General features: G+C 52.0%; 26 protein-coding genes and 1 riboswitch. Of the genes, 19 read left to right on the top strand and 7 right to left on the bottom strand.

Annotated features, from left to right (window positions below):
• Positions 1-10: 10 nt before the first annotated feature.
• From Q4G98_RS03855 to Q4G98_RS03875, 5 genes are all read left to right on the top strand, one after another.
• Positions 11-1459, top strand: coding sequence for an LCP family protein (locus Q4G98_RS03855; protein WP_298563155.1), 1449 nt, complete (start codon positions 11-13; stop codon positions 1457-1459).
• 316 nt (positions 1460-1775) lie between these two features.
• Complete coding sequence (locus tag Q4G98_RS03860) at positions 1776-2633, top strand: DegV family protein (RefSeq protein WP_298563156.1); 858 nt, start codon at positions 1776-1778, stop codon at positions 2631-2633.
• Between the two features lie 19 nt (positions 2634-2652).
• Positions 2653-4263: a DAK2 domain-containing protein gene (locus tag Q4G98_RS03865; protein ID WP_298563157.1), complete on the top strand. Its 1611-nt coding sequence runs from the start codon at positions 2653-2655 to the stop codon at positions 4261-4263.
• Between the two features lie 68 nt (positions 4264-4331).
• Positions 4332-4628 (top strand): LysO family transporter, encoded by a 297-nt coding sequence (locus tag Q4G98_RS03870; RefSeq protein ID WP_293545223.1) that lies wholly within the window; start codon positions 4332-4334, stop codon positions 4626-4628.
• Positions 4625-5230 carry a lysine exporter LysO family protein gene (locus tag Q4G98_RS03875; RefSeq protein ID WP_177560461.1) on the top strand — a complete coding sequence of 202 codons (606 nt, stop codon included), beginning with the start codon at positions 4625-4627 and terminating at the stop codon, positions 5228-5230. The genes Q4G98_RS03870 and Q4G98_RS03875 overlap by 4 nt, the downstream gene beginning before the upstream one ends.
• Before the next feature lie 62 nt (positions 5231-5292).
• On the opposite strand, the gene Q4G98_RS03880 is transcribed toward Q4G98_RS03875, so the two are convergent.
• Complete coding sequence (locus tag Q4G98_RS03880) at positions 5293-6078, bottom strand: 4Fe-4S dicluster domain-containing protein (RefSeq protein ID WP_298565519.1); 786 nt, start codon at positions 6076-6078, stop codon at positions 5293-5295.
• A gap of 79 nt (positions 6079-6157) precedes the next feature.
• The gene (locus Q4G98_RS03885) at positions 6158-8323 is read right to left on the bottom strand and encodes a Tex family protein (RefSeq protein WP_301961844.1); all 2166 of its coding nucleotides are present in this window, start codon (positions 8321-8323) and stop codon (positions 6158-6160) included.
• A gap of 229 nt (positions 8324-8552) precedes the next feature.
• Between Q4G98_RS03885 and Q4G98_RS03890 the strand changes: the two genes are divergently transcribed.
• The 6 genes from Q4G98_RS03890 (at position 8553) to Q4G98_RS03915 (ending at position 13017) form a co-directional block, all read left to right on the top strand.
• Positions 8553-8978 (top strand): Fur family transcriptional regulator, encoded by a 426-nt coding sequence (locus Q4G98_RS03890; protein WP_177560455.1) that lies wholly within the window; start codon positions 8553-8555, stop codon positions 8976-8978.
• A 239-nt stretch (positions 8979-9217) separates the two neighbouring features.
• Positions 9218-9868 carry a deoxyribose-phosphate aldolase gene (gene deoC, locus Q4G98_RS03895; protein ID WP_293661244.1) on the top strand — a complete coding sequence of 217 codons (651 nt, stop codon included), beginning with the start codon at positions 9218-9220 and terminating at the stop codon, positions 9866-9868.
• Positions 9865-10644, top strand: coding sequence for an MBL fold metallo-hydrolase (locus Q4G98_RS03900; RefSeq protein WP_298565522.1), 780 nt, complete (start codon positions 9865-9867; stop codon positions 10642-10644). Before deoC ends, Q4G98_RS03900 begins: the two co-directional genes overlap by 4 nt.
• 11 nt (positions 10645-10655) lie before the next feature.
• Positions 10656-11759 carry a S1C family serine protease gene (locus tag Q4G98_RS03905; RefSeq protein ID WP_298565523.1) on the top strand — a complete coding sequence of 368 codons (1104 nt, stop codon included), beginning with the start codon at positions 10656-10658 and terminating at the stop codon, positions 11757-11759.
• Entirely contained in the window at positions 11760-12239 is a 480-nt protein-coding gene (gene rlmH, locus Q4G98_RS03910) for a 23S rRNA (pseudouridine(1915)-N(3))-methyltransferase RlmH (RefSeq protein ID WP_298565525.1), read from the top strand. It begins immediately after the preceding gene.
• 127 nt (positions 12240-12366) lie between these two features.
• A complete protein-coding gene (locus tag Q4G98_RS03915; RefSeq protein ID WP_298565527.1) occupies positions 12367-13017 on the top strand; it encodes a flavodoxin in 651 nt (216 codons plus the stop codon).
• Between the two features lie 63 nt (positions 13018-13080).
• Here Q4G98_RS03915 and Q4G98_RS03920 read toward each other — a convergent pair whose 3' ends face one another.
• Positions 13081-13935, bottom strand: coding sequence for a carboxymuconolactone decarboxylase family protein (locus Q4G98_RS03920; protein ID WP_298565529.1), 855 nt, complete (start codon positions 13933-13935; stop codon positions 13081-13083).
• Positions 13936-13976: 41 nt separating this feature from the next.
• Positions 13977-14684, bottom strand: a complete 708-nt coding sequence (locus Q4G98_RS03925; RefSeq protein WP_298565531.1) for a flavodoxin — start codon at positions 14682-14684, stop codon at positions 13977-13979.
• Positions 14685-15117: 433 nt separating this feature from the next.
• Between Q4G98_RS03925 and Q4G98_RS03930 the strand changes: the two genes are divergently transcribed.
• From Q4G98_RS03930 to Q4G98_RS03940, 3 genes are all read left to right on the top strand, one after another.
• Positions 15118-15522: a cupin domain-containing protein gene (locus Q4G98_RS03930; RefSeq protein ID WP_366917023.1), complete on the top strand. Its 405-nt coding sequence runs from the start codon at positions 15118-15120 to the stop codon at positions 15520-15522.
• A 13-nt stretch (positions 15523-15535) separates the two neighbouring features.
• On the top strand, positions 15536-16708 hold the full coding sequence (locus Q4G98_RS03935) for an iron-containing alcohol dehydrogenase (protein WP_298565536.1): 1173 nt from the start codon (positions 15536-15538) through the stop codon (positions 16706-16708).
• A 127-nt stretch (positions 16709-16835) separates the two neighbouring features.
• Positions 16836-17540, top strand: a complete 705-nt coding sequence (locus Q4G98_RS03940; RefSeq protein WP_298565538.1) for a 4Fe-4S binding protein — start codon at positions 16836-16838, stop codon at positions 17538-17540.
• 51 nt (positions 17541-17591) lie between these two features.
• Here Q4G98_RS03940 and Q4G98_RS03945 read toward each other — a convergent pair whose 3' ends face one another.
• From Q4G98_RS03945 to Q4G98_RS03955, 3 genes are all read right to left on the bottom strand, one after another.
• Entirely contained in the window at positions 17592-18170 is a 579-nt protein-coding gene (locus Q4G98_RS03945) for a chromate transporter (protein WP_293717450.1), read from the bottom strand.
• A complete protein-coding gene (locus Q4G98_RS03950) occupies positions 18167-18730 on the bottom strand; it encodes a chromate transporter (protein ID WP_298565541.1) in 564 nt (187 codons plus the stop codon). Before Q4G98_RS03950 ends, Q4G98_RS03945 begins: the two co-directional genes overlap by 4 nt.
• Before the next feature lie 250 nt (positions 18731-18980).
• Positions 18981-20204: an OFA family MFS transporter gene (locus Q4G98_RS03955; protein WP_293717454.1), complete on the bottom strand. Its 1224-nt coding sequence runs from the start codon at positions 20202-20204 to the stop codon at positions 18981-18983.
• A 77-nt stretch (positions 20205-20281) separates the two neighbouring features.
• Positions 20282-20367: riboswitch (ZMP/ZTP riboswitch) on the bottom strand.
• A 177-nt stretch (positions 20368-20544) separates the two neighbouring features.
• Between Q4G98_RS03955 and Q4G98_RS03960 the strand changes: the two genes are divergently transcribed.
• The 5 genes from Q4G98_RS03960 (at position 20545) to Q4G98_RS03980 (ending at position 26203) form a co-directional block, all read left to right on the top strand.
• Positions 20545-22029 (top strand): helicase HerA-like domain-containing protein, encoded by a 1485-nt coding sequence (locus tag Q4G98_RS03960; protein ID WP_298565543.1) that lies wholly within the window; start codon positions 20545-20547, stop codon positions 22027-22029.
• An 11-nt stretch (positions 22030-22040) separates the two neighbouring features.
• Positions 22041-22559, top strand: a complete 519-nt coding sequence (locus Q4G98_RS03965) for a ribonuclease domain-containing protein (protein WP_298565545.1) — start codon at positions 22041-22043, stop codon at positions 22557-22559.
• Between the two features lie 11 nt (positions 22560-22570).
• Positions 22571-22840, top strand: a complete 270-nt coding sequence (locus tag Q4G98_RS03970; RefSeq protein ID WP_298565547.1) for a barstar family protein — start codon at positions 22571-22573, stop codon at positions 22838-22840.
• A gap of 63 nt (positions 22841-22903) precedes the next feature.
• On the top strand, positions 22904-24820 hold the full coding sequence (locus Q4G98_RS03975; RefSeq protein WP_298565549.1) for an ABC-F family ATP-binding cassette domain-containing protein: 1917 nt from the start codon (positions 22904-22906) through the stop codon (positions 24818-24820).
• Between the two features lie 27 nt (positions 24821-24847).
• Positions 24848-26203: an MATE family efflux transporter gene (locus tag Q4G98_RS03980; RefSeq protein WP_298565550.1), complete on the top strand. Its 1356-nt coding sequence runs from the start codon at positions 24848-24850 to the stop codon at positions 26201-26203.
• Positions 26204-26460: the final 257 nt, after the last annotated feature.

The raw sequence follows: 26460 nt of genomic DNA on the forward strand, positions 1-26460 counted from the left end.
AAGAAGCGGATTGAAGAAAATAATTTTGCTGGTCGTAGCGGCGATCGCTGCCGCCAGTTATCTGGCATATGCTTATATGAACGGTGATCCGATGTTCGGGACGCTGGCTAAAACTATGGATGACCTGCCGCGCAACGAACGTCTGGGGTCTAAACGCAATATTGTAGTCTTAGGCGTGGACGGCAGGGAAAAGGACGACGATCCCGGCCGCAGCGATACTTTGTTTGTGGTGATGTTCGATCCTAAAAGTAAAAATGTTTCCCTGCTGTCCATACCGCGTGACACCAGGGTGCGTATTCCGGGACATGGCTGGGACAAGATCAACCATGCCTATGCCTTTGGTGGGCACAAGCTGACGCAGCAGACGACGGAAGAGCTTTTGGGGATCCAGGTCAATAACTATGTGATGGTCGATTTCAGCGGCTTTGAAGGCCTGATAGACGCGATCGGCGGCATAGATATTGATGTGGAAAAGGATATGTATTATTATGACGACTGGGACGATTTCCTGATCGATCTTTCGGCAGGTCCGCAGCATCTGGACGGTAAAAAAGCGATCCAGTATGTGCGTTATCGTGACGAGGAAGGCGATATCGGCCGGATCAAACGGCAGCAGAAGTTTATGCTGGCGGTATACGAAAAGATCGCTTCGGCACAGATTTTGACGAAGATGCCGGGACTGGTTTCGGAGATCATGAAAATGGTCAAAACAGATTTGCCGGTTTCAGATATGCTGGCGATGGGCGGCGCTCTGCACGGCATGATGAAAGAGCAGGGCGGCCTGCAGATGGCGACGGTTCCTGGCACGCCGGAATATATCGACGAGATCAGCTACTGGATCCCGGATATTACCGACCTGCGCGAGCAGATGGTGGATATGCAGGGCGCGCAGATGACGGAGCGTTATCGTCAGGGCGCCGAAAAAATGGAAGCCGAATATAAACGTAACCTGATCGCTGCCCAGGAAAAAGAAAAGCAGCAGGCTGTGGAAGAGAAGCTGAAAGAAGAGGAACAGACAGAAAAGAAAATCAAAGCAGACGCTAAAGAGAAAAATAAAGAAAAAGCTGATGCCGAAAAGAAAGCCAAGTCGAAAAAGAGCAAGGCAGACGAACTGGGACCAGTGGAGACTAAAACAGAAGATAAAATGACTGCTGCACCGAAGGCTGTAAAACCGCCGGCTAAAGAAAGCAGCCGCGCTGTTGTATCTGTCAAAGTCGTTGACTGCAGCGGCAAAGGCGCCGGCAGTGATGTGGCAGCAAGGCTGGCGGCTATGGGCTTTGATGTCATCGACGGCGGCAGCGACCCCGAACGTGCTCAGACGACAGTGGTCTCTACCACCAGTAACGGCCGTGTGGTCAGTAAGCTGTCGACAGTGCCTTTCCCTTATACGCTGCGGATCCTGCGTGCAGATGATGCGGCTTATGACGCGGTGATTTTTATCGGTAAGGATTATCAATAAACCTTTGTCCAATGCAGGTAAATTGTCTTTGCACAAATTTTCTGAAAAAGGCAGAAAAGAGCTATTGCATATTGTATACAAAAATGCTATACTAAGAGTATCAAAACAGCCCCTCATTTGGCCCTTCTCGTAAGGGCTTTTTTTTTGCCTTTTTTCCAGTTTGCACTTTCTTTTTTTACAAAAACGGCTACAAAAGCCAGCTAATTATGCCATAAGTGGAAATAGAAACGGAAATATGCTAAAATATATACATATTGTAAAGGCGTCTGACTGAAATAAGAGCAGATACGTTAATTTGATCAAGGGAGGATGCGCAGTGAGAAACGATATCCATATCGTCTTGGACAGTATTGCTGTTGCAGAAGAAACACCCTTGCGGGATGATCCCCGCTGTCATGTAGTCCCCCTGCTTGTAAGGCACGGTGATACCGAATGGGTGGACGGAGAAAAAAACTTACAGGAAATGTTTGCCCTGGTGGAAGCCAGCGGGCAGCTGCCTAAAACTTCGCAGCCTGCCATTGGCAGATTTCTTGATTTATTTACGGAATTGGCCGGCGACGGCAAAAAGGTTATCGCGATCATGGTAGACGGAGTTTTGAGCGGTACTGTGCAGACGGCCCGTTTAGCGGCCCGGCAGGTCATGAGCGAGATCCCCGGCGCTGATATCCGCGTGTTCGACAGCCTGACGGCGGCCTGCCCGATCAGCGGCATGGCTATGGAAGTGCTGGCTTATGCGGAGACCGGCGCGGGGATGGACGAGCTGGAGGAATACCTGCAGGGACTGATCGCCCGCACGGAAAGTTATTTTTCTGTCAATACGCTGGAATATCTGCAGAAGGGCGGCCGCATCGGCGCGGTGGGAGCCTTAGTGGGTAATATCCTGGGCATTCGTCCTATCGTCCGTATCGACAAAGCCGGCGAGCTGACTGTTGTCGATAAATGCCGTACCCGTAAAAAAGTATTGCAGCGCATGGTCGAGCTTGCCGCTGCCAATGCCCCGATAGAAGCTGTTTATGTGGCGAATGCCGAGGCTCGGGAAGACGCTGAAACTTTGCGCCAAGCAATGTCGGAACTGTTCCCCGAAGTGCCTGTATTGGTAACGGGCATCGGAACGGTTCTGGCAGCACATTTAGGACCCGGCGTTATTGGCCTTTTTGTGCGGCGGCAGCGCTGAAGAAAGGTGCAGACTCGTTATGACAAGTAAACAAGAGGCGATCATCAGCGGCGAACAAATAAAAAATATGCTGCTGGGCGCTTACAGAAGTTTTGAAAAAAATTATCAATATATCAATGATTTGAATGTTTTTCCAGTACCGGACGGTGATACCGGTACTAATATGATGCACACGATGGCCGCAGTGGCGAGGGAGATCAGTCAGCTGCAGAACGCTACGGCTTCCGAGGTCGGGACGGTGGCAGCCCGCAGTGCGATCATGGGCGCCCGGGGTAATTCCGGCGTGATCCTGTCGCAGCTGCTGCGGGGGTTGGGCAAAGGCCTGGCCGGCAAGAAACGTGCTACCAGCAATGAAGTTGGCAAAGCCTTTCAGTTTGGTATCCTCTATGCCTACCGGGCCGTATCGAAGCCTGTGGAAGGCACGATCCTGACCGTGGCCCGCGCTATCGCCAAGGGCGCTTATCATGCGGTGCGTCATGGTGAAGACTTTGAAGCTGTTTTATGCGAAGCGCTGGAGAGCGGTAAAAAGGAACTGGCACGTACGCCTGAACTGCTGCCGGCACTGAAAGCGGCTGGTGTAGTGGACGCCGGCGGCCAGGGACTGATAGTTTTTCTGGAAGGTTGTCTGGCAGGGTTCCGCGGCGAGGACGCCGGCGAACTGCAGCTGCCTCCGGCCAAACCGTCTTTTGCCAATGAGATCGAAATGGAAGTCGATCTGGAAAATCCTTACTGTACGGAATTTATCGTCAAAGACGCCGCCGTTAAGGAAGACGTTGTACGTGAGGCCTTACAGCCTCTGGGCAATTCGCTGATCGTGGCCGTGGTCGGCGATATCGTCAAAGTGCATATCCACAGCAAGGCTCCCGGTCTGGTGCTGCAGCAGGGGCTGAGCTGGGGGTCGCTGCACGATATCAAGATCGATAATATGGCTGAGCAGCATCAGCACCGCGTCGTAGGCCCACAGACTGAAAAGCAGGGGCTGGCCGTGTTGTCGGTGGCAGCGGGCAACGGTATCGCCACGATCATGCATCAGCTGGGCGCGGCCGAGATCATCAGCGGCGGACAGAGCATGAACCCTCCTGTAGAGGCGTTTATCAAAGTTATTGAAAATGGTTCGGCCGAACAGTACATTATTTTGCCGAACAATAAAAATATCATTTTGGCGGCCGAGCAGGTCAAAAAACTGCTGGGTGCGGCGCAGGTGGATTATGTGCCGACGACCAATCTGGCGCAGGGACTGGCGGCTTTGCTGCATTTTGACGCGGCTAAAACGCTGCAGGAAAACAGCGCCGTGATGCGCCGCGAGGCCAGGGAGGCTCACAGCGCGGCTGTCAGTATTGCCGTGCGTGACAGCGTCGTCAACGGGATCACTGTCAAAAAAGGCCAGTATATCGGACTGCTGGAAGACAAGATCGTCTATGCCGGCGTAACGCTGGCGGAAGTCACGGCGGCAACGGTCAAGCTGGCCGGCAGCGACTGGGAACTGATCAGCCTTTATTATGGCAGCGATCTGACGCAGGAGGAAGCTGAGAAAATCGCCGCAGAGCTGGAAGCTTTGGACGGCGCTTGGGAAGTAGCTGTTTTTGACGGTGGTCAGCCGCTGTATCCGCTGCTGTTGTCGTTAGAATAAAAATCAATAATCTGCAGGCCCTGCCGTGCGGCGGGGCTTGTTTTATATTGCAGGAATGAGGGGAAGCAATGCAGGAGATCATGATCGCGATCGTTTTGGGGATCGCCGTAGGTTGCAGTGACCTGTTGGATTACAATGTCAAAAAATGGCTCAGCCGTTTATCGACGGTCAGCCTGTTCATTATGCTGCTGTGTCTGGGGGCTAAGATCGGCTGCGACGCGGAGCTTTTGGGCAAGCTGGCTCAGCTGGGCGGCAAATCGCTGGTCATGGCGCTTTTTATCATTGGCGGCAGCGTACTGGCGTTGTGGCTGGTGCTGAAACTGTTTGCCAAAACGGCGGCCCGGGCGGAAGGGAGCGATGAATGATGGTCTACGCGATTTTCGCCTTTATCGCTTTAGGTATCGCCGGCGGTTATTGTTTTTTGGGTCTGGAACATAAGGAGCTGCTGGATGAGATTCTGATGTCGGCGTTATATTTCATGGTCTTTGTCGCCGGGATCGAGATCGGCGGCAACCGGCATATCATCAAAAAAATCTGTAATCCGCAGAGTATTTTGCTGGCGGTAGTCATCCCCACGGCTGTCACACTGGGCAGTCTGGGCGGCGCTGCGCTTTCTTCCTTTGTCACCGGCATGACACTGCAGGACGCTTTGCTGGTAGGCAGCGCTTTGGGCTGGTACAGCCTTTCTTCCGTAGTGATCAGCACGCTGTACAGCGTTGAGGTCGGGACGATCGCTTTTTTGGCCAATATGCTGCGGGAGGTGCTGGCTTTTCTGTTCATACCGCTGCTGGTCAAGCTCAACAAGTTCCTGGCGCTGGCACCTTCGGGAGCCGCAACTATGGATTCGGGCCTGCCGGTGGTGATCAAATATACCAATATCCACGTCGGCCTGTTTGCCTTCATCAACGGCCTGCTGCTGACGCTGCTGGTACCGGTACTGCTTTCGCTGCTGATGCCGGGACAGTGAAATAAAAACGTAAAATAAAAAACTCCCGTTCTTGTTTATAGCAAGAGCGGGAGCTTTTGTTTTCAGCAGAAAAATTCGTTGCTTTTATAAAGATCCTTGATCGGCGCCAGCTTCTGAGCGATCATGGCCTGTGCCTGCGGCGGTAGTGAACGGGCCTGCTGCGGGCAGACCACGGTGCAGCGTAAGCACAGGATACATTTTTGGGGGTCCGTCGTTTGCGGCTGACTGCCGGGAATAGCATGAGTGGGGCAGGTAGCGGCGCACAGACCGCAGCTGGTGCAGGACTCGCTGACCTGCGGGACAACAGGCATGGGCTGCCAGTCTTTATAGGGGCGGTTGCCTGGTATCGTCGTCAGCGGCGCTGTCTCCGTCTGCAGTTTAGAAGTGATCTGGGCAGCAAAAGCAGCCAGCTGCTTCTGATCGTCAGCATTCGGACGTCCGGTTGCGACGCTGCGCAGCATCGAATGTTCGGCCAGCACCGCAGCGGCGGCGATGACCTGAAAGCCCTGATTGGTCAGGCAGTCACTCAATTCCAGCAAGGCGTCTTCATAGGCGCGGTTGCCATAGGCGACCAGGGCGACCGCTCTGGTTCCCTGCCCCTGCAGTGCTGCCAGCTGTTTCAGGGCAAAAGCCGGTACCCTGCCGCCGAAAACTGGTACGGCAACGACGATAACGTCGGCTTTGGTGAAGGTCTGCCCTTTGAGATCAGGTACGGATAAATCTATTTCCGTAAGCGGGGCGGTGCCAGCCAGTGCCTCTGCAAGCATCAGGGCTGCTTTTCTGGTGCCGCCTGTAGGACTGAAATAAGCGGCAGCTATTGCTGCCGGCTTGTTGGCCGTTGTTGTCATAAGACCATCTCCTTCATGGTTCTGCTTGCTGGCTCTGGCCGATCTGGGGCTGTTGCTCCGGCTGCCGGCAAAACATTTTTTATTCGGATACCGGTTTTTTGGTCTGTTTCAGGCTCAGACCGATACGGTTGTGCTGTTCGTCGATGCTGATGATGACCGGTTCGATAACGTCGCCGACACTGACTACATCCAGCGGGTGGCGGAAGCGGCTGTTGGACAGTTCGCTGCGGTGGATCAGGCCGCTGGTTTTCAGGCCGATATCTACAAAAACGCCGAAATCGACGACATTTTGGACTGTACCCTTGACGACGCTGCCGATTTCCAGATCGCTCAGCTTAGCGACTTTTTTGCGGGTCAGCGGTGCCGGGGCATCTTCGCGCGGGTCGCGTCCCGGACGTGTCAGCGCTTCCAGAATATCGGTCACCGTCGGCAGGCCGGCGTCCATCTTGGCAGCAAGAGCAGCGGCATCAGCTTTGGCAGCCGCCTCCTGAACGGCAGGCTCGTTGCAGTGATTCAGGTCAAAGCCCAGCTCCGCCAGGATCTGCTCTGCTAAAGCATAGCTTTCGGGGTGGACGGAGGTGTTGTCCAAAGGATTCTTAGCCTGGGCAATACGCAGAAAGCCGGCGCATTGAGTAAAGGCTGCCGGGCCTAAACGCGCGACCTTTAAAAGTTCTTTGCGTCTGCGGAAAGCGCCGTTGTCGTTACGGTAAGCGATGATATTTTTGGCTACGGTGCCGGAGATGCCGGCCACATAGCCGAGCAGTGCCGGCGAAGCCGTATTCAGCTCGACGCCGACGTGGTTGACGCAGGATTCGACGACGGTGCCCAGTGTGGCTGTCAGTTCCTTCTGGTTGACGTCATGCTGATATTGGCCGACGCCGATGGCCTTGGGTTCGATTTTGACCAGTTCGGCCAGCGGGTCCTGGACGCGGCGGGCGATGGAAACTGCTCCGCGCAGAGAAACGTCGAGGTCGGGCAGTTCTTCACGCGCCAGCTTGGAAGCGGAATAAACGGAAGCGCCCGCTTCGCTGACGATGAGATAGGCCAGCTCCAGCTGGTGTTTTTCGATCATCTGGGCCGTAAATTCTTCGGTTTCAAAAGAGGCCGTGCCGTTGCCGATAGCGACCAGAGTAACTTTATGTCTGGTCACCAGCTCTAGAAAACCTGCTTCCGCCTGCTCGCGCTGATGCTGGCTGCCGGTGATGTACAGCGTGTTGATCGCCAGTGTGCGCCCATTGGGATCGATGACGGCAGCTTTACAGCCGGTACGGTAGCCTGGGTCAAGGCCCAAAACTGTATGGCCGGCGATCGGCTGCTGCAGAAGCAGCTGCCGCAGATTGGCGGCAAAGATCGAGATCGCCTGTTTTTCAGCTTTCTCTGTCAGTTCATTGCGCAGCTCCCGTTCCAGCGAGGGAAAGAGCAGGCGTTTGTAGCTGTCGGCTACGGCGTTTGTATAAAGCTCGGTCCAAACTGTATGCGGCTGGATCTTCAATTTTTGCGCCAGTTTATTCAGCATGGCTTCGGTCGGATAATTTAAGGTGAGCTTCAGGCAGTTTTTACTTTCGCCGCGGTTTAGGGCCAAAATGCGGTGGGGCGGCAGCTGGCGTACAGGTTCGGCGTATTCCTTATACATCAGGTAGTCCTGGCCTGCGGTTTCGTCAACTGTCAGCGTTGAAGCAAGCTCGGCGCCCTTCCAGAGCTCTTTGCGGATCAGCTCACGGATATCGGCACGGTCGGAAATATCTTCGGCTACGATGTCAGAGGCGCCGGCCCAGGCTTCTTCAACAGTATTGACGCCTTTTTCCGGATCGATATGCAGGCCGGCCAGTTTGTCTAAAGTCAGTGCCGGCTGAGCCTGGGCCATGATCAGTTCAGCCAGCGGTTCCAGACCTCGTTCACGGGCGATCTGGGCCCGGGTACGTTTTTTAGGGCGGTAAGGCAGATACAGGTCTTCCAGCTCCTGCATTTTTACAGCAGCCTGGATCTGGCTTTCCAGTTCCGGAGTCAGTTTTTCCTGTGCGGTTATCGATTCCAGGATATCCTGCCGGCGTGTTTCCAGATTACGCAGATATTGGGCACGTTCGCTGATCGTGCGGATCTGTTCTTCATCCAGCGATCCTGTAACTTCCTTGCGGTAACGGGCGACGAAGGGGATCGTGTTGCCGTCGTCCAGCAGCTCCAAAGTTGCGGCTACCTGCTGCGCTTTGACCGACAATTCGCCGGCAATCAGTTGTTCAATGGTCATGGGTCTACCTCTTTCTTGTGTATAGATAATAATAAAATTCGCTTTTAATTAGTAAAATCCTTGTGGAAGTTTTGTGAAATCTGTTTCAGGAGCAGCAATTAAAGGATATAAAATATTGACAAGAAAAAGTTTCTTTATTATAATTTAGTAAATAATAGATAAAAATTATCTAAAACTAAACAGGCAATGAATGCCGAACAAGGAAACATTTCCGCCAAGGAGGTAAATCATGTTAAACAACCAGGAACTGACTGCTCTGCTGCGTCAAAACGGTTATAAAGTCACACCGCAAAGATTGGCAGTTTATGAAGCGCTGGCTAATACCAAGCAGCACCCCAGTGCTGAAATGCTGTTCGGCACCTTGCAGCCTAAATATCCTTCCATGAGCTTTGCTACGGTTTATAAAACCGTCGAGATCCTCAATAAGCTGGGGCTGATCCAGATCATCAATACCGGTGAAGACAGCTTCCGCTATGATGCCGATATCAGCGAGCACAGCCACGTGCAGTGCACTGTCTGCGGCCGCGTCGACGACGTGCCTGCCCTCAATGACAGCTCTCTGATCGCGAAGGTGGAAGCAGCAAGCGGCTACAGCATCGACAAGCACCAGTTTTATTTCTTTGGCGTTTGCGAGAAGTGCCGTAAAAAACACTGAGTATCAAAAAGACGCTGCAGCGCCCCGGTCTTATGGCCGGGGCTTTCTTTATTGCCGGCGCAGGTTTTTATTATCTGACAGGTAGAATATTGTTGGTGTATAATCACAATAAACAGTCATAATTAAATTTATGGCTGTATTTTTATAAAAATTTACTTTTTTGTCAAAGCAGAAAGTGTAAAGTTTTGATATAATATATAGAAGCAAAAATCATTACAGAAGATGAGGAGGAGTCGGGGATGACGATTGCGCAGCATCTTGAACATACTTTATTAAAGCCCGAAGCAACTGTGGAGGATATCATGCTGCTTTGCAGCCAGGCCAAAGAGCAGGCGCTGCTTGGAGTTTGTGTGAACCCCTGTTATGTGGCACTGGCCAGACATCTGCTGAGCGGTACCGACGTCAAAGTTGTAACAGTGGTGGGATTCCCGTTGGGAGCAACATTTTCCGAAGTCAAGGCGCTGGAGGCCAAAATGGCGGTCGAAGCGCACGCTGATGAAATAGATATGGTTATGAACATTGCCGCTTTTAAAACCGGGGATCATGCTGCCGTGGTCAGCGATATCCGCAGTGTGGTCGAAGCGGCGAAACCGTTTCCGGTCAAGGTGATCATCGAAGCCTGTCTGCTGACTGACGCTGAAAAGCGTACAGCCTGCCGTTTGGTTGCTGAAGGCGGTGCGGCCTTTGTCAAGACCAGTACTGGCTTTAATCAGGGCGGAGCTACTGTCGGCGACGTGGAGCTGCTGGCAGCGGAGGCTAAAAAATATGGACTGAAGGTCAAGGCCGCCGGCGGTATCAGAGATGCGGCAGCAGCGCAGGCCATGCTGGACGCCGGAGCTGAACGCATCGGCACCAGTGCCGGCCATAAAATAGCGGCAGGCGAAGCATGAGCAGTGAGTTTGAAATCACGATCCTGGCCAGCGGCAGTAAAGGCAACGCTGCCGTGATACGTGCCGGCGAGCAGGCTTTTCTGGTCGATGTTGGCATCAGCTGCCGTCAGCTGACGGAACGGCTGAGTCAGGTCGGCATGAAACCGGAGAACCTGACAGGCGTGCTTTTAACGCACGAGCATAACGACCACGTGAAGGGCCTGCCTGTCTTTTGCCGTAAATACCGGCTGCCGGTCTTTGCCAACGAAAAAACCTGGCAGTATCTGCCGAAAAAAAGCGAAATGGAACGCAGCTGCTGCCGGTTGCTGCCTAAAAGCCTGAGCAGCGGCAGTCTGGAAATAATCCCCTTTGCCGTCCCGCATGACGCGGCAGCTACAGTAGGCTACGTTTTTAAAAGCGGCGGCAGTAAATGTGTATATCTCACCGACGTAGGCTTTGTAACAGACGAGGTGCGGCAGAATATAGCGTCTGCCGACGTAGTGGTGCTGGAGGCCAATCACGATGAGGATATGCTGAAAAATGGCAGTTATCCGCAGATACTCAAGCAGAGGATCTTAGGGACGCGCGGGCATTTATCCAATGTTTCGGCAGCCTGGCTGCTGGCGCATATGGAGCGTCTGCCGGAGGAGGTCTTTCTGGCGCATCTGAGCCAGGAAAACAATCTGCCTTCCCTGGCCCTGCAGACAGTGCGGGGCATCCTGGAAGCGAACGAAGTGGGCGCGGATACAAAAATTTATATTACCTCGCAGGAGAACATAGTGAAAAATTATGATTGAGGAGTGTTGATATGGAGAGAAGTATTATGAAAAAAACCGTGAATATCTTTTTCTGCGCTCTGCTGGGAGCTGCAGTACTCATCGGCGGCTGCAGCGATAACAACAAAGCGGAAGCAGTGAAGGAACAAAAAACTGCCGCGGCAGCGCCGAAGGACGCCAGCCTTTCGGGCGCCCGCAATACGCCTATCGTAGTGGCAGCCAAGAAAGTAGGCCCGGCGGTAGTCGGCATCACTAATAAAGCCTATGTACGCGATATTTTCAACCGGGTGCAGCTGACGGAACGCGGCACCGGTTCCGGCGTTATTTACGATAAATCCGGCCTGATCGCTACCAATAACCATGTTGTTGAAGGCGCGTCGGAGATCATCGTCAGTCTGACAGACGGACGCAGCGTCAAAGGCAAGGTTTTGGGTGCCGACGCGGCTACAGATCTTGCCGTAGTCAAGATCGATGAAAGCAATCTGCCCGTTGCTGATTTCGGGGATTCTTCCACCTTGCAGGTGGGCGAGCCAGCTATCGCCATCGGCAACCCGCTGGGGCTGGAGTTCCGCGGCAGTGTCACAGCCGGCGTGATCAGTGCGCTGAACCGCTCGATCCAGCTGGGCGAACGTAAATTCAATCTGATCCAGACCGACGCGGCGATTAACCCGGGCAATTCCGGCGGCGCGCTGGTCAATGCGGAAGGCGAAGTCGTGGGTATCAATTCCGCGAAGATCGCTGTTTCCGGCGTTGAAGGAATCGGCTTTGCGATCCCCATCAATTCGGCCAAACCGATCCTGGACGAGCTGGCTAAAAAAGGACGCGTAGTGCGCCCGTACATTGGCGCCAGCCTGGTCGATAAGGATATTGCCAACCGTTACGGCTTTGATATCGACCTGCATGACGGCATCTTCGTTATGAAGGTCTGGGAAGGCAGTCCTTCGGCTAAAGCCGGTCTGCGCCCCGGCGATATTATCCTCAAATTCAACGGCGAGAAGATCGACAAAGTAGTAGAGCTGCGCGGCAAGCTGGCTGAGCTGAAAGTCGGCGACAGCGTGGACGTTGTGGTCCTGCGCGGCGGCGCCGAAGAAACCATTCATATGACGCTGGAAGAAATTCCCGAGGAAAACCGTTAAATGAAGATCACTATTGCCTGTGTGGGTAAGATCAAGGAAAAATACCTGACGGCAGGCATCGAAGAATTTACAAAACGGCTGCAGCCCTTTTGTAAGCTGGAAACGATCGCTATCAGTGAAGAAAGGATGCCGGAAGATCCGTCGCCGGCCCTGAAAGAGCAGGTGCTGGGCAGGGAAACGGAGCGTTTGCTGGCGGCAATTCCTGAAAATTCCCATGTGATCCTGCTGGACGTTATCGGCAAGCCTGTAAGCTCGCCGGAGCTGGCTGAGAAAATCGATAAGCTGGCCCTGGCCGGCAGCAGTCATATCACCTTTGTGATCGGCGGCGCTTTTGGTTATACGGACGCTTTGCGGCGCCGGGCCGACGAGCGCATTTCCTTCTCCAAAATGACCTTTACCCACCAAATGATCCGGCTGCTGCTGGTAGAGCAGATCTATCGTGCCTTTAAGATCAGCCGCGGCGAAAAATACCACTGGTAAGCAAACAGCCCTGATAATGCATCAGGGCTGTTTTTGCTTGTAAAGAAAAAGTTTTATTTGACATGGAGTAAACTTCAGGGTTTATGATACAATTAAGAAAGAATGATTTGGCATTTGGAGGGATACTATGCGAAGCTGTAAAAAATATCTGCTGCTGTTGGGGCTGCTGTTGCTGGCGGTAGTTGGCGGCTGCGGCGGGATCGGTTATGAAGTAACGGATGAAAATAAACCGGTTGCGATCAAAAGTCCGGAAGGTCTGCCCAGCAATCCCAAAATACTGATCGTGTATTTCTCACATACAGGCAATACGCAGCTGGCGGCCTGGCAGGTGCAGGCTGCGGTCGGAGGTCAGCTGTTTGAACTGCAGACGGCCGAGGCGTATCCTGATGATGCCGAAGCCTGCGGCGCAAGGGCCAGGCAGGAACTAAAGGAAAATATCAGGCCGGCGCTGGCGTCAGATCTGACTGATATTTCCCGGTATGACACGATCTTTATCGGCTATCCGATCTGGTATGGCCGGGCGCCCATGGCGGTACAGACTTTTCTGACGGCGCATGACTTCAGAGGCAAGGTGCTTGTGCCCTTTGCTACCAGCAATAAAAGCGGTATTGAGAAAAGCGTGCAGGAACTGCAGGCTGTTTGCCCGCAGGCCGATTTTACCAGAGGGCTGGCGTTGCAGGACATTGGTACCGGGAAGATGCAGCGGCTGATCAGCAGCTGGCTGGAAGGCGTACGCGGTGAAGTAGACGCCTTTAACAAAAAACGGGCAGTGCAATAGCGGCAGCAAAAAAGACCTGTGCTGATTTTGAGGTCAGTACAGGTCTTTTGTATGCGTCCGTTATCAGGCATTGTCGGGAATGACCTGATTGATACAGGCAATGGCATTCAGTGTGCGGGGAAAACCGATATAGGGCAGACACTGGGTAACTGCGTCCAGCAGCAGTTCCTTATCGTTGCCGACATTAAGATTGGCCTGCACATGGGCCTTGACCTGCGGCTCCGCACCGCCGATAGTGCTGATGGCGCAGAGGGTGATCAATTCCCGCATCTGCAGATCCAGTCCGCTGCGGGTATAGGTATCGCCAAAGCAGAATTCGGAAAGATAGTTGGCGATATGCTTTTGGTTAGCCGGAGAATTTTTATGCAGGGCGGCAATGTGTTCTGCGCCGAAAATATCACTCTGCACTTGAAAGCCGTCCTCAAAGCGTGTCGCTTCGGTCACGGTTGCCTGGTCTGGCAGCGGCAGACTGATGCCCTGCTTGGCAAAGATTTTGTTGCTGATCTCTAAAGCGCTGACGGTTTTGGGAAAGCCGATGTAGGGAGCGCATTGGTAGATGGTTTCTTTGATTTCTATCGGCGTCGCGCCTGTTTTGAGTGCGGCGTCGATATGTTCCGGTAGAGCGTCGAAAGCCTGACTGGCTGTCAGCGTGGTGATTGTTACTAATTCTCTTTGTTTATCGGTCAGTTTACCGCGGTTATAGACGTCGCCGTAGATAAAATTGTCCATAACAGCGGCAAAACCGGGATCGGTTTTTGCCAGGCTGCTCTGACTGCCGCCAAAAAGCTGGGTCTGTTTTTCCTGTGCTGCGGCGACACGGTTTTTAGAAGCGGCACAAACGCTCATTTTGCCGATCGTAAAGATAACTCCGCTTAAAATTAAAGACACTGTAAGGAACATGGAGATAAAATTTTTCATAGACTGATCCTCGCTTTCTGAAATTTTATTTTGTAGTCCTTTTATAACTGAAGATTCTGCAGCCAGTTATCAAGTTCCGAATCGGCTGGCGGATATTTTTGTAATTCTTCCGGCGGTAATTTCTCATCGACGCCGTCAGCATTCAGCAATGCTGCTCCGGGAACGCTGCGTCTGTCCAAAGCTAAGCCGGTCAGGACTCTGGCGTTCGGTGCCGCTTTAGCAGTATCGGCAAAATAGGAACCGGCGCCATAACCGCCGTGGGTGCAGAAAGGCACTACGGTTTTATTTGCCAGGTCGTGTTCGCCCAGGAAGGTCGCTACAGGCGGCGCCATAGTCCCCCACCAGATCGGTGAACCAAGAAAGATAACATCATAATCGGCAATGTTGGCGAGTTTATTTTTCAACGGCGGTTTGTAACCGCTGCGAACTTCGCGCAGACCTTGTGAGTCTACGCTGCGGTAATCGGTAGTGCTGTAAGGAGTAGCTGGTTCTATGGCAAAAAAATCACCGCCGATCTTGTTTTGCAGCAGCTGCGCTGTCTTATAGGTATTATTACTGTAAGAAAAATAAGCAATCAGTATCTTTTTGCCTTGAAGGGCGGGCACTGCTGATTGTTCTGCTGCCGCTGCGGCAGTTATTGTTTTCGGCACGGGAGTTTGTGCGGTTTCTTTAGTGGAAGCGCCGCCACAGCCGGTAAGGGCGACAGTCAGCACAAGAGTCAGCGAAGTAGTAAGTATTTTTCTGAGCATGATAGATTCTCCTCCTTGTAAGTTTAGGTTTATTCTATTCCTTAGAGTTAACTTCAAGTCAAGGGTTTTCAGAAATTTTTAGGTTTATTTTTCTGAAGCAGGATATAATTATAATATAAGAGAAGTGTTTTGCAGGTCTGCGGTTTTTAGGAAGAGGCAATATGATGAGCATCAGTACCAGCTGGGGAACAGATATTGAGGCAGTTTTTTTCGAACCGGTTCTTTTGAAAAATTTTACTTGACTTGGAGTCAACTCCATTAGATATGATGCAGTTAAGCGGTGGTATGCTAATTATTTAAACGGAGAAAGCAGGTAATATTTATGAAAAAGCTGAAAAGATTTTTAATGGTTCTGAGTCTGGCGGCAGTTGGCTGTATGCCCGGTGATGGACAGGCTTTGGCCCAGGAAAATATAACAGGAACGGAGTGGGCAATGATGTCAGAAACAAATTTAAGCGTTTTTCCCAGAGGTGAAAAGAACGAGGCTTATGCACAATATTTTGTAGGGCAGAGTTATTTACAAATGCTGTCAACGGAGCGGGTAGTGATCGGTAATGTGACTTTTGAACCGGGCTGCCGCAACAACTGGCATATCCACCATAAGGGCGGCCAGATATTACTGGTCACCGGCGGGCGTGGTTATTATCAGCAGTGGGGCCAGCCGGCACGTGAGCTGCATCCCGGAGACGTGGTCAATATTCCGCCCGAAGTGAAACACTGGCATGGCGCTGCCCCTGACAGCTGGTTTGCGCATCTGGCGGTCGAGGTGCCGGCAGACGGGGCCGCTAATGAATGGCTGGAACCTGTTACAGATGCGGAGTATAATATTTTAAAATAAAGGAGCAAAAATAATGCTGGGTAAATTTGTTTATGCCAATCCTACTAAATTGTATTTTGGTGAAAATTCTTTAGAGTATTTGCCAGGTGAACTGGAACGTTATGGTAAAAATATAATGCTGGTCTATGGCGGCGGTTCAATCAAGAAAAACGGTATCTATGCCAAAGTCGTGCAGCTTTTGACGGACAGCGGCAAAACAGTTTTTGAAGATGCGGGCGTAATGCCCAATCCTTCGCTGGAAAAATTATACGGGGGCTGCAGGATCGCCAAAGAAAATAAGGTCGATCTGATCCTGGCCGTCGGCGGCGGTTCGGTCTGCGATTATGCCAAGGCTGTTTCAGTAGCTGCGTATTGTGAGGAAGATCCGTGGGGTAAATATTATCTGCGCAAGGAAGAAGTAAATAATAAGATCATTCCTGTGGGCTGTGTTCTGACGATGGTGGGGACAGGTTCGGAGATGAACGGCGGTTCAGTTATTACCAATCATGCGGCCAAAGCCAAGATTGGGCGGGTGTTCGGCGAAGAGGTGTTCCCCAGGTTTTCGATCCTTGATCCGACCTATACTTTTACCTTACCGCGTTATCAGATGGTGGCAGGCTTCTTTGATATCATGTCGCATATTCTGGAGCAGTATTTTTCGGGGACTGACGATAATACCTCCGACTACATTATGGAAGGGCTGTTGCGGTCGCTGATCCACAGCTCCAGGATCGCAGTAAAAAATCCTGAAGATTATGAAGCCCGAAGCAATATCATGTGGACCGCTACCTGGGCGCTGAATACGCTGGTAGCCAAAGGTAAAGCGACGGACTGGATGGTACACATGATCGGCCAGTCGATCGGCGCTTATACGGATGCTACACATGGAATGACTTTAGCGGCGGTATCAATACCTTATTACAGGCATATCCTGCCTTACGGCCTGACAAAATTTAAACGCTATGCCGTCAATGTCTGGGACGTGCGGCCGGAGGGCAAAACTGATGAGCAGATAGCGGAGGCAGGCCTGGCGGCTATGGAAAGCTATATGCGGGAGCTGGGACTTGTGCTGAATGGCAGGGAGCTCGGTATGGACGAAACGATGCTTGAAGGTATTGCCCAGGGATCGTTTATTCTTGAGGGCGGCTATAAGGTGCTGAATAAAGACGAGATCATTGCGATATTGAAGGAAACGCTGCAAGCGTAAAAAAACAGAGTCTGCGAATTAATCGCAGACTCTGTTTTTTGATTATGTAGATTTTTTGTAAACTGCTTGACTGTGAGTTAACTCCAGCGTTTACACTGAAAGCAGTACAGGAAAGAGGCGGTAAAATATGTTTAAAATTTTTCAGCGTCGTTGCACGCAGCTGGCGGCAGCGGTACTCTATAATGGCCGCGGTGCGGCGTATCTGTTTGGAGCCGATCAAAACTGGAAAAATGTCTGTCTGCCGGGTGTAAATTGCGGCTATTGCCGCTATGCTGAGGCTGGCTGTCCCTGGGGCATGACGCAGCATACCCTGTCTGGCTTTGCCCTGCCCTTTGGCTGGAAGGTCTGGGGCTTTCTGGTTTTGAGCGCTCTGTTGCTGGGAAGGCTGCTTTGCGGCTGGCTGTGTCCTTTCGGATTTGCGCAGGAGCTTTTAGATAAAATACCGGCAGTCAAACTGCCTAAAAATAAACTTACTTACTATTTATCATACTTTAAATATGTGATCCTGCTGCTTTTTGCCGGTGATATTTATTTTTTTGACCTGCATGGGTTGGACTGGCGCTGGGTCATTGGTGTTTTTGTTGTGGCGGCAGTCTTTATCTATCGGCCCTTTTGCCGCTTCTGCTGCCCGCTGGGCGCTTTTTACAGCCTGTTCAACAGGGTGGCCGTTTTCGGCATGAGCGTCGACCGGCGCAAATGCACAGGCTGTCAGCTTTGTGTGCGCAGCTGCCTGATGGATTGCAGGCGGGTTGGTGACAGAGAATGTATCGGCTGCGGTAAATGCCGGCAGGTCTGTCCCACCAAAGCTCTTTCTCTGGGCTGTAAATATTAAGGAAATAATAAAAAAATAACCTGCTTCAAGCAGGTTATTTTACTTTTCGGCTCACATCAGCAGTCCGGCACAGCCGGCCAGCAGCATCAGCGGGATCGCGCCCAGATTGCGGCAGTAATGCAGATAAAAAAGCACCGCCGTCAGCAGCGTTGGCCAAAGTTTAAAATACGGCAGCAAAGCTTCCAGCGTGACGCCGCCGGCCGCGGGGAAAAAGGTGACCCGCATAAAGAAGAAAACTGCTGTCAGCATCAGGGCGATGACTGAAGGGCGCAAGCCGTTGAGGATACCCTGGACGGCCAGTGAAGAATTGAATTTTTTGAGCGAGCGGGCCACGATGGCGACAAGCACGAAAGAAGGCAGACTGACACTGAAGGTCGCTACAAAAGAACCCAGCAGGGCATGCCAGAATTCCGGGCCGCAGACTCTGGCGCCCACGTAGGTCGCCGTATTGACAGCGATAGGGCCGGGGGTGATCTGCGAGATCGTGATGATGCGCGCATATTCAGCTGCAGGTATCCAGCCGCGGCCAACGACCTCCTGCTGGATGATGCTGATCATTGCCAGACCGCCGCCAAAAGAAAAAAGCCCGATTTTGAAAAAGACAGTGAATAATTCCCAGTACAGCATCATTTCGCAGCCCTCCCCAGATATTTAGTGGCGACGTAACCAAGCAGCGAAGCCAGCAGCACGATCACGGCTATATCAAGATGAAAAAAATAAATGCCCAGCAGTGCAAAGGCCAGAATGAACCAGCCGAAATTGTTTTTGATGGAATAAGGGATCAATTTCAGGGTCGCGGCAATCAGTAAAGCAGTGATAGCGGAATTGACGCCGTCAAAAAATTTCAGGATATGGGGGTGCTGGTCAAAGCCGCTGGCCGTGAAGAGCGTAACGATGACGAAAATAATGACGAAGGAAGGCAGCACCACGCCGATAGTCGTTATCAGCGAACCTTTCAGTCCACCCAGTCTGTAGCCAAGAAAGGTGGAAGCATTGACGGCGATGACGCCGGGCAATGACTGCGAGAGCGCCAGCACATCAGTAATATCTTCATTGCCGATCCATTTTTGCTTTTCCACAAATTCGTCGCGGATCAGCGGGATCATGGCCGGGCCGCCGCCGATCGTGAACAGTCCAATCTTAACGAAAACAAGAAACATATGCAGATAACGCGGGTGCTTAGTGTCCATAATGGCCGCCTCTTTTCAGTCTGATAAATGGTGATACTTTAATTATCGGCTATCTGCCTCAGGATTACAAGCCCGGTTGAGATCGGCAGCAGGGTCGTCTATGGCTTTTGGACCAAGATATAGTATGAAAAGTAAAATCAATACCAGATATAGAGAAAAACTGCCCACGCTATGACGCTAACGAATAACGGCAGTCTAAAAAGGCATAAAATAAACCCTCCGCAGTTGCAGCGGAGGGTGTGCAGTTAAATCAAAGATGTTTTTTTTCGATCAGTACGCCTACGGAAGTCCGCCATTTTAAAATAATGGCGATGATAAGGCTGACAACAAAGCAGGCGGAGAAGAAATACAGGGTAATGGAATAGCTGTTGGTCGTTTCACGGATCCAGGACAGCAGGAGCGGACCGGCGATACCTGCCATACCCCAGGCAGTCAGGATCTTGCCGTGGATCGCGCTGAGTTCTTTAGTGCCAAACAGATCGCTGAGGAAAGCAGGCATACAGGAGAAGCCGCCGCCGTAACAGGAAATGATGACAAAGACGATCAGCTGGAAGATAAAGGCGCTGCTTGTTTCTGCCAGCGAATAAAAAGCAATGATCTGGATCAGGAAAAAGACTACGTAAACAGTGCTGCGCCCGATATAGTCGGAAATAGTCGACCAGAAGATACGTCCCAGACCGTTGATCAGACCGATGATGCCGACCATGGAGGCCGCCGCCATCGGCGTCATTTTTACTACTTCCTGCGCCATGGGCGAGGCTACGGCCAAAAGACCGATGCCGCAGGTGATGTTGGTAAAGAAGATCCACCAGAGGGCGTAAAACTGCCAGGTCTTGCGTGCTTCTTTAGAAGTGAACTGGGTATCCGGCAGCATGCTTTTGACGTTGCTGCTGGCCGGGCCGCCGTTACTGGCTTTAGGCGGTTCCAGATATAAAGCCGACGCGGCCATGATGACCATGTACGCGCAGCCGAGGATGATAAAGTTCTGTACTAAACCGTATTTAGCAACTAAAATCTGCATCAGCGGGCCGGCGATCAGGCTGGCAAAGCCGAAGCCCATGATAGCCAGGCCGGTGGCAAAGCCCCGATTGTTGGGGAACCATTTGACCAGCGTGGAAACAGGGGTGATATAACCTGTGCCCAGGCCGATGCCGCCGATCACGCCGTAACAGATATACAGCAGTGTCAAGCTGTGCAGGTGCAGCGCCAGCGCCGTACCGAACATGCCCAGACCAAAAAAGCAGGTCGAGGTGAGGCCGCTTTTACGCGGACCGTATTTTTCTACATAATCGCCTAAGAATCCCGCCGACAGGCCGAGAAATAAGATCGCGATCGAAAAAGTCCAGGTCGTTTCCTTCAGGGTAAAACCCATAGCCTGCATAATGGGCTTGGTCAGTACGCTCCAGGCGTAAACGCTGCCGATACAGATATGGATGCCGATAGCCGACAAAGCAATGAGCCATCTGTTTTTCATAGGTAAACATCTCCTTTTCACACTAGAAAAATCCGAGAGCCCTGTTCCGGAAAATAAAAAAACCATCCGGGATCAGTACTCTCTGCCCAGACGGTCGGCTGTTTCTATGGCTTCGCAGTACACGTGGTTGATTCCACTTTATCCGTCAGTCCTGCGAGGTCTATTTGATTTATGTATTAATTATAGCAAGCTGTGCGAGATTGTCAAGCGAGGAAAAATAAAAAATCCGGCAGTGCAAAAGCAGTGCCTGTTCAGCTTATTTACTACTGACTGCAAATAACGTATAATAAATTTAATATAAAGATGTGAATTATTTTATAAAAATTCGGGAGGAACTAGCATGTATTTAGCTGACGAACACAAGATCTGGGTCTGTAAGGGCGAGGAGAAGATCTGTATGTTGCCCCAAATGGCCAATCGTCACGGGTTGATCGCCGGAGCGACAGGCACGGGTAAGACAGTTACCTTGAAGGTACTGGCCGAATCCTTCAGCGAGATGGGTGTGCCGGTATTTCTGGCCGATATCAAAGGTGACGTTTCCGGGATGTGCAAAGCCGGTGAAAGCAGCGAAGGCTTTCAGAAACGTCTGCATAAATTAGGTCTGGAAAATTTTGAATTTAAAGGCTTTCCCGTACGTTTTTTTGATGTTTTCGGTAAAAAGGGCCATCCTGTACGGACGACTATTTCCGAGATGGGCCCCGACCTGCTGAGCCGGCTGCTGGAGCTGAACGCTACCCAGAGCGGTATCATGACGATCGTCTTTAAGATCGCCGACGACCAGGGACTGCTGCTGCTGGACCTAAAGGACCTGCGTTCGATGGTACAGTATGTGGGCGACAATGCGGCGCAGTTCAAAACCACTTATGGCAATGTTTCGGCGCAGAGCGTCGGCGCGATCCAACGAGCCCTGCTGCGTCTGGAAGAACAGGGCGGCGACGTCTTTTTTGGCGAACCGGCGCTGGATATTCGTGACTGGCTGGCAACTGCCGATGACGGGCGCGGTTATATCAATCTGCTGCATTGCGTAGAGCTGTTCCAGAATCCGCTTTTATATTCCACTTTCCTGCTGTGGATGCTGTCGGAACTGTATGAGCTGCTGCCGGAAGCAGGTGATCTGGAAAAACCGAAGATCGTCTTTTTCTTTGACGAAGCGCATCTGATTTTTAAAGACGCGCCGAAATCACTGCTGGATAAAGTGGAGCAGATCGTGCGTCTGATCCGTTCCAAAGGCGTGGGTATCTATTTTATCACGCAGCAGCCGTCGGATATCCCTGATACGGTGCTGTCGCAGCTGGGCAACAAATTGCAGCACGCGCTGCGCGCTTATACGCCAAAAGACCAGAAGGGCCTGAAGGCCGCGGCGCAGGCCTTTCGGGCCAACCCTGACCTGGACGCAGTCAAAGTGCTGCCAGAGCTGGGAACAGGTGAAGTTTTAGTGTCGCTGCTGGATGCCGACGGCGTACCGGCAATGGTGCAGCGTGCTTATGTCATGCCGCCCCGCAGTTATCTGGGCGTAGCCGACGATGCCCTGCGCAATCAGCTGATCGCTGCCAGCCCGCTGTATAGTAAATATGCCACGGCTGTCGATAGAGAGTCGGCTTACGAAATACTGACGGCCAAAGCGCGGCAGGATGCGGAAGCCGCCGCCAAAGCGCAGGAAGAAGCAGAGCTGCAGAAGGAGCTGCGCAGCCGCAGTACGTCAGCGAAAAAAGAACCGCCGACGGTCGCTGAGAAGCTGCTCAATAAAACGATGACGCGTATGGAAAATAAAGCTGTGGACACTATCGTCCGCGGTATTTTCAATCAAATGAAAAAATGGTTCTGAAGGTGCTGAAAATGAAAAAACTTTTTGCAGTCTTACTGGCTGTATTATTTATGGCCGGCGTTTTGCTCGGCTGTGGCAAAGCGCCGTCTACAGAACTGAATCAGGCCAAACAACAGGCCGTTGAACAGGTGACCAAAGCGGCCCAAAAGGGACTGGACAAGCTGCAGGATACGCAGCAGGCACCTGTTAAAGTCGAAGAAGGGCGTGCTTATACAGGTAAAGCGGAGGTGGCCTTATATATCCATACCTTTCATAAACTGCCGGGTAATTTTATTACCAAGCGCGAGGCTGAACGTCTGGGCTGGAAACGTAAAGGCACGCTGGACGAAGTGGCGCCCGGCAAAAGTATCGGCGGCGACAGGTATGGCAATTATGAAGGGCGGCTGCCGCAGAAGGAAGGCCGCAGCTGGAAGGAATGTGACATCGGCTATCAGGGCGGCAGCCGTGATGCCAGACGGATCGTTTATTCCAATGACGGGTTAATCTACTACACCGACGATCACTATAAAAGCTTTACAAGGCTATATTAAGGAGGCTGCTGATGAAAACGGTAACTTTGGCACTGGCAAAGATGCGGTCGGTCAGACAGCTGCATAATTACCTGCGTGCGGAGCTCGATCTGCCGGAGTATTACGGAGAGAATCTGGACGCGCTTTATGATTGTTTGACGGAAGTCTGCGAGCCTGTTATACTAAAAATACCGCAGGCGGTAGCCGCAGGTTCGGAATTAGGGTGGTATGGCGCAAGGCTGCTTGCAGTGGTGCAGGATGCTGCCGCTGTCAATCCTAATCTCCAGGTAGAGCTTATTTAAAATATATGCAGTCTGCTCCAAGCGGCAGGCTGCTTTTATTCTGTTTTACAGAGGGCGAAAAGTATGATTTTAAGTGTAGAAAATCTGTCGCACAGCTATGGCGTCAGAACTTTGTTTCAAAATGTAACTTTTAATATTGAAATGGGCGATAAGATTGGTATCATCGGCATCAACGGCACCGGTAAAAGCACGCTGCTGCGTGATATCGCCCGCGGCGAAGCCGGCGAAAACGGCGAAAACGGCAGGATCACGGCCAATGGCAGCTGTGTGATCGAATATCTGCCGCAGAATCCCGACTATGATCCGCAGGCGACGGTATTAGAGCAGGTTTTTCAGGGCGATTCACCGCAGCTTGACCTGCTGCGCCGTTATGAACGGGCCGCCGCGCTGGCAGCAGCTGAACCTGAAAGCAGTGCCCGGCAGCGGCAGCTGCTGGAACTGCAGCAGCAGATGGACAGCGCCTATGCCTGGCAGCTGGAAAGCGAGGCTAAAGCAGTGCTGGACCAGCTGGGGATCAGTGATTTCCAGCAGCCGATGGCAGAGCTTTCGGGTGGTCAGCGTAAACGGGTAGCGTTGGCCGGGGTTTTAGTACGCCCGTCCGACCTGTTGATTTTGGACGAGCCGACCAACCATATGGATAATGCGACCGTAGCCTGGCTCGAGCAGCTCCTTTTGAAGCGCAAAGGCGCGCTGCTGATGGTTACCCATGACCGTTATTTTTTTGACAGAGTCGTCAACCGCACGTTGGAACTGGACGGCGGACAATGCTATTTATATACGGGCAATTACAGCCTGTTCCTGCAAAAGCGTGAGGAACGGCGGCAGTCAGAGCAGACGGCGGCCCAGCGCCTGCGCAATATTTATAAACGTGAGCTGGCCTGGATCAGCCGTGGTGCGGAAGCTCGGCGTACTAAAAGCAAGGAACGCATCGAGCGTTTTAATGAGCTGGAACAGGAAGTAAAAAGTATTTCCAATCAAAGCGAGCTGGAAATGTCTTCGGCAGGCAGCCGTTTGGGTAAGACCGTAGTCGAGTGCGAGCATTTGGGGCTTGATTACAACGGCGTCACCTACATCAAAGATTTCAGCTATGTGCTGCTGCGTAACGACCGTGTCGGAATCGTGGGGCCCAACGGCAGCGGCAAGACCACGCTGATGGATATTCTGGCCGGAAGGCTGACGCCTGACCGCGGCAGCGTCCAGATCGGGCAGACTGTCAAGATCGGTTATTTTTCGCAGCACAGCGAGTTCCCGGACAGTGAGCAGCGGGTGCTGGAATATATCCGCGACGTGAGCGACCATATCGAAACTCAGGACGGGACCAGGATCACGGCTGCGCAGATGTTGGAACGCTTCTTATTTCCCGCTGAACTGCAATGGGTGCCGGTCAATAAACTGTCAGGCGGCGAAAAACGGCGCCTGTATCTGCTGCGGGTACTGATGGGCGCACCCAACGTACTGCTTTTGGACGAACCGACCAACGATCTTGATATTCCGACGTTATCAGTACTGGAGGATTATCTGGACAGCTTTAACGGCGCCGTTATCGCCGTTTCCCATGACCGGTACTTTCTGGACCGTTTTGCAGGGAAGATCTTCGCCTTTATGGGCGGCGGCGAGATCAGACAGTTTATCGGCGATTACAGTAAATACGAAGCGGCTGCCGCAGCGGCTAAGGCAGCTGCGCCTAAAGTTGCCAAAGCGGCTGTAACTGCTGCTAAAACAGAAAATACTGCCGGCAAGGCCAGACCGCAGAAGATGACTTATAAAGAAAAATTGGAATTTGAGCAGATCGAAACGACCATCGCCGGCGTTGAAGCCGAACTGAAAATGCTGGCGCAGGAAATCAACAGCGCCGGCAGCGATTTTGTGAAGCTGGGCGAGCTTACCAAGCAGCAGCAGGACGCTGAGCAGCGGCTGGAACAGCTTGTGGAACGCTGGGCCTATCTTACGGAGCTGGCTGAGGCGGGCGGAGTTTCCTGATTTGTTCCTCTATAGAAAGGGAGAGCTATGTTAGTAGACGAAAATTTTAAACAACGCCTGCGGCGGCTTTTTTCGGTGATGATCCCGATCCTGATCACTCAGACGGCGATCATGGCCATGAATTTTTTTGATTCTTCCATGTCGGGCCATGCGGGTGCGGTCGATCTGGCCGGCACGTCCATCGGCGGTAATATCTGGATGCCGATCTTTGTCGGCACTAACGGCGTTTTACTGGGTGCCATGCCGATCGTCGCCCATCTTTTAGGGGGCGGCAAACGCGGGGACATCGGTAAAGTTATCCGGCATACGATTTTTCTGGCGTTAGCTTTTTCAGCTGTCATTATTTTAATGGGAGTTTTGTTTTTAGATACCCTGCTGACGCACCTGCATTTGGAAGCGCAGGTGCATTATATCGCCAAAATGTATATGGCGGCCGTGGCTGTAGGCGTAGTGCCGTTCTTTATGTCTACCTCGCTGCGGGCGCTGATCGACACTTTAGGTCATACCGGCATCACCATGAAAATCTATCTGCTGGCACTGCCAGTCAATGCTTTTTTGAACTACTGCTTTATTTTCGGCAAGCTGGGGCTGCCGCGGCTGGGCGGTATTGGCGCCGGTGTGGCGACTGGCATCACCTACTGGCTGGAATTTGCCATCTTTGTCTGGATCGTGCACAAGCTGCCTGCTTTTGCTGATTTCAGGATCTTTAAAGACCGCTTCCGCTTGGATTTTAAACAGCTGCGGGAAAATCTCAGCATCGGGGTGCCGATCGGTCTGGCCATGTTTATGGAAGCCAGTATTTTTGGCGTCGTAGCGCTGTTCATCGCCAAATTCGGCACGGTCATCATTGCGGCGCATCAGGCGGCGCTGGGTTTCACTTCGCTGCTGTACATGGTGCCGCTCAGCTTTTCTATGGCGCTGACGATCTTAGTCGGTGTCGAAGCGGGGGCCAGACGCTTTGAAGAAGCAAAAAAAATCAGCCGGTTGGGCATTGCCGTCAATATGAGCATCGCCGTCTTTTTAACGATCCTTGTTTATACCAACAGGCCGCAGATCGCCCTGCTTTATACCACTGATCCCGTCATCATCGAAAAGGTCGTCGGCTTTTTGTTCTATGCGATCTTCTTCCAGCTGTTTGACGCAACGGCAGCGCCGATCCAGGGTATACTGCGCGGCTATAAGGATGTGAAGGCGACCTTTTATTCCGGCTTTTTCGCCTATTGGGCAGTATGTCTGCCGCTGGGCTGTTTCCTCGATTTTGTGCTGGATCATGGCCCGGCCGCCTACTGGCAGAGCCTGGATATAGGTTTGTTCTTCTCGGCGGTTTTCTTAACGCTGCGGATGTTCTGGCTGCAGCGTAAGCTGGAACGCGGCGCTTTTTAAAAATTCAAGGGACAGAGAAAAAATTCGTCTGCTTCTGCTGCCGGCTTGTTCTTAAAATTTTATAAGTTTGCTGATGGCATCGCTGCTTCTGCGCGATGCCATTAATCTTTTTATATCTTATGAATACTGCTGCACTGAGCATGAAGAAAATTTGCGGCGGCAGACTATTATAAAGATAGTCAAATTGTTCTATTACAGATATAATGGTATAAGAAAAATTGTCATAAAATGGGATAAACTGATAGGGACGGAGTGAG

Origin of the sequence: uncultured Phascolarctobacterium sp. (assembly GCF_958349595.1) — a bacterium.
Taxonomy (GTDB): domain Bacteria; phylum Bacillota; class Negativicutes; order Acidaminococcales; family Acidaminococcaceae; genus Phascolarctobacterium.